Here is a 7286-nt window from a genome sequence, read left to right on the forward strand (position 1 = left end):
TCAAAGGCCTACTTTATTTAATTTTTATACCACTGTTTTTCATTAATTCAAGCGCAAAATCATGATATGTTTTTCTACTATGATTTTCATTTTCAAATGTATCAACAAGTTCTTTATAAATGATAATTTCCTTATCTAAACCCTTAAAATTAAGATATGTTTTCAAGGTAAGGGCAAATTGCAATATGCAAATATCAGTGCAACATCCTAGGATTTCAAATACATCATATTTATAAATTAAGTCAATTAAACCTGATTTAACAAAGGCAAAAAAAGCGTTGGTTGAGTTTTTTTTAATAACATCGGTTACATATGGTTTTAGTTCGTCTACTATTTCAGCTTCTCATGTTTCTTCTAAACAATGTAAAGGGTATGATTGCATTTCTACGTCATTTTCCTTGTGTGAGTCGCAAACAAATAACATTTTTTCATTTTTATTTTTAAATAAATACTTTTCAATTTTTGGGATTAGATTATTGATATGAATGCTTGCCATTTTTCCTTTGTTACAAAAACCGTTTAGCATATCAATTACAAAAATTATTTTATTCATTATACCCTCTTAATATTAATTTTATAGAATCAATGTATTAAACACTTCTATTAAAAAGACCTTGCTATCGTGAATTATTTTAACATTTTTTAAAAAACAATATAATATTAATTTGGATACATCTTTTGTGGGACATAGAGACATATAAATGTTGGTGTATCTAAAGTTCGAATTTTATTTATTTTTTAATTTATATGAAAGGAAATATATGATGGCCGAAGAACAAATGGTTGTTACTTCTGACACAAAGAAAAAAATAAGTTTCTTTGCAGCAATCATGGTCGTACTTGGTGGTTCGATTGGTGTTGGTATCTTCTTAAGATCTAAAGCAGTTCTAGAATACTCTGCCGGAAATATCGCTCTATCATTAGCGACATGATTAATTGCCGGTTTTGCTGTTGTTACTTTAGCTCTTGCTCTAGTTGAAGTAGCGTCAGGTCGTAATGACAACTTAGGTATGATTGGTTGATCTAAGGCGTTTAACACGCTAGCCATATATAAGGCTAATAAGTTCTTTATGACTTACTTATATCTACCATTTACATACTTCTTTATGCCTTATTATGTAATACTTCAATTCCAAGATGCAGCTTCTGGATTTGGATTAACTCCAAACTTTGGTGGATCACACGCTGCTCCATGAATTTACTTCGTTATTGGACTAGTATTAACAATATGAATGCTATTTTCAGCTGGTTTAAGTGGTCGTGCTGGAAACATTCAAAACTTAATAATAACATCAGTTAAGTTTATCCCATTAGTAGCTATCGTAATTGTTGGATTTATCTTCCTAGGATTACGTGTAAAAGAAGGAAATGCAGATATCTGAACCCCTATTACTAAGGAAACATTATTTAACAAAGATTCTACAAACTTCTTAAAATTAACTCCAGTTTTAGGTATATTTGGATCAATTGCAGGTATCTTCTTTGCATTTGATGGTTTCTATGTTTCTGCTGGTATTCAATCAGAAATGAAGAATCCTGAAAAAACTCCTGCAGCTTTAGTTATTGGTCTATTATCAATGACTGGTATTTACATTGTTATTGCTGCAGCTATGTCACTTGGTGCTAAGTCAGGTGGTTTCTATGACTTTGGTGATTTATTAGCAGGAAAAGGTCATGGTTGAGCATTTGGTCTAATTAATGTATTTATCGCTATTGGTGTTATAGGTATTCTAAATGGATTCTCATTATGAGCAACTCGTTTCGTAGAAGACTTAATTAAAGAAGGGGAAATTTATGTTCCTGCTTCAGTATACAGATATATGAAAAACAGTAAAATGCCAATCGTTGGAACTCTATTCTGTTTATTATTATCTCTACCATTTATGGTTGTATTTACAGCAATTGGATCGTATGCATATATCGACATCACTGGTTATGGAACAGGATACGGATACGACATTGGTACATTATTGTCATTCTCAGACTTAATGGCTAACTGAATGGCTGTATTTGCATTTATGTTTATTGCATTAGCAGTTGTTGGTGCTCTTGAAAACAGAAAGAAAAACTTTATTGCTGTTCAAAAGAACAAACACACAGTATGAGCAGGTATTATTGCTGTTGTTATGGTTATAACAACATTAGTATTCTACATGTTAGATCCATTTGTTTCACTTGGATTGACACTTGCTAAATACTTCACAGCTCAAGGAACTGATAAGGCAAACTTTGTTTCTGACTTAGTTGGATATGGTGCAACATCAGCGTTATTTGTTCTATATATGGTAATTTTCTTTGCTTCAACACCTATTGAAAAACAATTAGCTCTATGAAGAAGAGAAAAATTATCAAAAATTCTTGCTGGTCAATACTGTGAATGTGAAGCAGAATATTACTGCCCATGCAGATTAGAATTAGCTAAAGAAGCAAATGAATTAAATAATTTAGTTATTAATACATTTGAAACAGCTCGTTAATTCCAAAAAAATAAAAACTAGCACTTATTTTAAAGTGCTGGTTTTTATATTTTTGTATTTTATTAAAACGGATTCATTATTTTTTTTACTCCCCTTAAAAACTATAAAAATAATGTAAAATTTTAAAAATATATCAATAAAATTATTTCCACTGTTTTGTAAAATAAAAAGGTAACTTATGAAAAAAGAAAAGATCGAAAAATACCCAGAAATTAATGATGATATGTTAGATACTAGGATAAAAGAAGGGTTAACTTCAGCTGAAGCTACTCATCGCCAGGAAACATTTGGTTTAAATGAATTAAAAAAAACAAAGAAAATAAATCCTTTTTTTACATATTTAACTCAATTTAAAGATATCCTTGTAATTATTTTGTTGTTTGCTGCATTGTTATCATACATTTTTGCAATTATTAGCGCATCTAATAGGCAATGAAACTTTAATACAGAATTAGTTGTTGAATTTATTGAACCATCAATTATATTATTTGTAGTCTTAACAAATTCTCTTGTTGGCGCAATTCAGGAAATAAAAAGTGCAAAGGCTGTTGATGCATTAAGTAAATTAAATCCCTTGCAGGCCAAAGTTATCCGTGATGGTATATTAATTTCAATAGATTCAAAAGATGTTACGATTGGAGATGTTATATTGCTAGAAGCTGGCGATGTGGTGCCTGCTGATGGTTATTTATTATTTTCTTCGAATTTATCGTCAATTGAATCCTCACTGACGGGCGAAAGTGAACCGGCAATAAAAGATTATAATTTCAAGAGGAATTTAGATTTACCTTTAGCTGATCGTAAATTTATGTTATATTCATCCTCAATTATTGCTAGCGGAACTGGTTATTATGTCGTTAGTGCTATCGGACAACAAACCGAGCTTGGTAAAATTTCATCACTTGTAAGCAATCAAAAAGAGGCTATGAGTCCACTACAAATTAAAATTAACAAATTAGGAAAAATATTTGGATATGTAGGACTTGGATTATTTTTATGTAGCATGCTAGCACAAATTTTGTTTGCTGTCTCAAGCCCTTCTTTGTATAAGGAAATGACCTTTTGAAGTACAGTTATTGTTAATGGAGTTTCACTAGCCGTCGCCGCCATTCCTGAAGGTTTAATTGCATTTACTTCAATTATTTTGGCAATAGGAGTTCAAAGAATGGCTAAGAAACAAGCAATTGTCAAGGATTTGATGGCAGTTGAATCTCTTGGCAGCTGTGCAGTTATTTGTTCTGATAAAACAGGTACCCTAACTCAAAATAAAATGACAATTGTTGACATTTTTAGTTCAGATAATAAAAAACTCAGTGATACATCGATGAATGAAAAATATCTAAAAATTATTGAGTACGGTTCACTTTGTTCGGAGGCAAATTTATCACTAGATAATGGAGAATTTAAGGTTGTTGGCGATCCTACAGAGTCATCGTTTTTATATGAATTATATAAGCATTCAAAATTTATGACCAAGGCTAAACTTGAATCACAATACAAGCGTATTCATGTTTGACCATTTGATTCTGATCGTAAATTGATGACTACTATCAATAAGATTGGCGATAAATATATAGTTATCGTTAAAGGTGCGCCTGATGTTTTAGTTAATAGAACATTAACAACTATTTATGAAAAAAATAGCATTTTTCATATTAATAATCAATGGTCAAATGAGTCATACCGAGTATTAGCGGTTGCATCTAAAGAAATAAGTAAATCATCTTTAGAGGAATTGCTAGCTAAGAATAATAGTGATCAACTTGATTTTCTAGAGAATAATTTACATTTCGAAGGTTTAGTTGCTATGATTGATCCTCCTAGAGAAGAGGCAAGAGACGCAATTTCAATTTGTCGTCAAGCTGGTATCAAACCAGTAATGATTACTGGTGATAATATAAATACAGCCATTTCAATTGCTAAAAAATTAAATATTTTTAATGAAGGCGATCTAGCAATAACTGGCATAGAGTTAGATAAAATTAGCGATCAAGAATTAAGCCAAAATATTGAGAAATACTCAGTTTATGCTCGCGTTAAACCAGAAGATAAACTTAGAATTGTAAATGCTTGACAAAAAAGAAATCAAGTTGTAGCAATGACCGGCGATGGAGTCAATGATGCTCCTGCCTTAAAGGCATCTGATATTGGCTGTGCGATGGGTATTACTGGTACAGAAGCCTCAAAGCAAGCAGCCAATATGATACTAGCTGATGATAATTTTACAACAATTGTTTCAGCCGTAAAAAACGGTCGTTCAATATATCAAAAAATAAAAAATGTAATTCAGAATTTGCTAATTACTTCTGTTGCTGAAATTATATTAGTTTTTCTTGGATTGTTGATATTTAAGGCTGTATTTCATAATTGAGATGTTTTGAAGAATAAAGAAATATATATTTTATCAGCGACACAACTTTTATGAATTAACTTATTTACCCATGGTTTTCCGGCCATCGCTTTAGGACTACAAGATACAAAAGAGGATTATATGAATCGACGTCCTCTTTCAAAATATGAGTCAATATTTGCTAATAAAATGGGTATAAATATTTTATGGCAGGGCATCTTGATAGGTATTATATCAATGATTGGCTATTATTTGGGTGCGTTATGGGCTTATAATCAGGGTCTTGGGCCTGATCAAATAATTAGTGCCGCTTCAACTATTGCCTTTCTAATTCTTGGTATTACGTCAGCTTTTAACTCCGTTAATTTAATGTCTAAAAAACCAATAATTCTTTCAAATCCATTATATTATTGAAAGGTTTATGCATCTGTTATCTTCTCATTGTCATTTTTATTGCTTGTTGCCCTTGTTCAAAAAATAACAATAGCATTTAAGGGATATGAGGATATTTCATCATCACCGACATTGCTTGCTTATGGGCTTGGCCTTCCATTAATTATTATTCCTATTTATTTTGTTCATAAGGTCATATTATTGTTAATTGAAAAAAGAAGAAGTAAAAATAACTCTATTGTGAATTTCGAAATGATATTAACTCCGAAAGAAAGAAAACAAGCTAAAAAATAAGCTTAAATTATCAAAAAATGATATGCACCCAGAATCCTGGACACATATTTATTAACTAGGCAACACAAATGGATGTTTTCCTGTATTTTACAGGAGGCATCCATTTTGTTTTTGCCTGAATTCTTTTATTGTTATAATAATCCATATATTCATCTACAGCTTTTGAAAAAGATTGGAAAGATTCAAAGTCTTTTTCAAAACCATAATACATCTCATTTTTCATTCTGCCAAAGAAAGTCTCCATAATACAATTGTCATAACAGTTTCCCTTTCTAGACATTGATTGAATAATCCCTTTTTCTTTTAATCTGTTTCTATAATAAGCATGTTGATACTGTCACCCTTGATCAGAGTGAAATATTAAGCCTTCTACATTTGAGAACTTATCAAATGCATTGTCCAACATTCTCTTCACCTGTTCTAAGTTTGGATGTAATGCTAAGTTATATGACACAACTTCATTTGTATGCATATCTAATATAGGGGACAAGTAACATTTACCCCATGAGAAGTTAAATTGTGATACATCTGTAGTCCATTTCTGCAAAGGCGCAGTTGTACGAAAGTCTCTGTCTATTGCATTATCAACAATCTTTCCAACTTCTCCCATGTAAGAATGATTCTTCTCTTTTGGTCGCTTTCCTAATAGAGATGCTTTATGCATAAGACGTTGAACTCTTTTATGATTAACCTGATAACCTCTTTTTAAAAGTTCCTGGTGAATACGCCTTACCCCATATCTTCCTTTATGTTCATTAAAGATATCTTTGATTTCATTTAATAATTCTTCGTTTCTTAATTCTACAACATCTACCTTATTTATCTCAAAGTAATAAGTTGATTTTGCCATTCGGGTAGCTTTAAGAAGATGTTTTAATTGATATCCTTTTTCACGGAGTTCTTTGATGAGTGCTGATTTTTCGCCTTGAGTAGTGCAGCTTTCATTTCTTCTCTCAAGGCGATCTCTTTTTTATTACTTCGTTTTCTGCCTTGATATATTCATTTTCTGCTCTTAAACGAATTAATTCTTCGTATTCGGATTCTTCAAGTTTTATGCGATTGTTATAATTAATCTTTTTCATATCTGGATTCCTTGATTTATGCCCTTTCTTTTTATCGATAAGACCATTATATCCATAAATTTCATATTTGCGAACCCATTGATATAGAATTCCTTCACTTATTCCTGCATTAATCGCAACAGAACTAATCGAATTTCCTGCAAGCACTCGAGATACTAACTCATGCTTTTCTTCTGAAGACCAAGCTTTATTTTGTAATTTGTGCTTTAATGCTTCAGGTCCACGTGTATCTTCGATTCTGACCCATTTTCGAATTGTGTCTCTAAATAATTTTTTTGAAACACCATCAGGCGTGTCTGGGGATATACCTTGTCGATACATTTCAACACACTTTCTTTTAAATTCATAATCATAGCGCATAAAAATAACCCTCCTTACTGGTTTTTATTTGTCCAGTAAAGAGGGTACATATCAAAAGTCATTTTTTTTGCGTACTATATATAATTATCATATAAGATCCACCCGTAAATAAACTTATGGTTTAAAATCTTGACTAAAATTTATCTAGTTTAATTTAATATGTGGTGAAATATAATCCATTTTTTATTCATTGAGGAGTTATTTTTATGAGAAGAACTAAAAAAAATAAATTAGGAATATACCTTGCGGTTGCATCAGGGCTGGTAGTTACTGCCGGAGCAACATTAACTTATGTTTCACTAGTTAATAAAAATCAAAATTTATTAAATA

The 7286-nt window shown here is 31.1% G+C and carries 5 protein-coding genes; 2 read left to right on the forward strand and 3 right to left on the reverse strand.

Features of this window, described 5'->3' with window-relative positions; translation table 4 throughout:
* Positions 1-13 precede the first annotated feature (13 nt).
* Complete coding sequence (locus ACWXVU_RS01560; RefSeq protein WP_456012027.1) at positions 14-553, reverse strand: isochorismatase family cysteine hydrolase; 540 nt, start codon at positions 551-553, stop codon at positions 14-16.
* 208 nt (positions 554-761) lie between these two features.
* Here ACWXVU_RS01560 and ACWXVU_RS01565 point away from each other — a divergent pair, with 208 nt between their 5' ends.
* Positions 762-2477, forward strand: coding sequence for an amino acid permease (locus tag ACWXVU_RS01565; RefSeq protein WP_438340370.1), 1716 nt, complete (start codon positions 762-764; stop codon positions 2475-2477).
* 178 nt (positions 2478-2655) lie between these two features.
* Entirely contained in the window at positions 2656-5514 is a 2859-nt protein-coding gene (locus ACWXVU_RS01570) for a cation-translocating P-type ATPase (RefSeq protein WP_456012028.1), read from the forward strand.
* Positions 5515-5569: 55 nt separating this feature from the next.
* Here ACWXVU_RS01570 and ACWXVU_RS01575 read toward each other — a convergent pair whose 3' ends face one another.
* Together ACWXVU_RS01575 and ACWXVU_RS01580 are read right to left on the reverse strand one after the other, a co-directional pair.
* Complete coding sequence (locus tag ACWXVU_RS01575; protein WP_456012031.1) at positions 5570-6421, reverse strand: IS3 family transposase; 852 nt, start codon at positions 6419-6421, stop codon at positions 5570-5572.
* On the reverse strand, positions 6375-6956 hold the full coding sequence (locus ACWXVU_RS01580; protein ID WP_456012029.1) for a transposase: 582 nt from the start codon (positions 6954-6956) through the stop codon (positions 6375-6377). Before ACWXVU_RS01580 ends, ACWXVU_RS01575 begins: the two co-directional genes overlap by 47 nt.
* Positions 6957-7286 lie beyond the last annotated feature (330 nt).

The organism is Mycoplasma sp. 2575 (genome assembly GCF_053851635.1).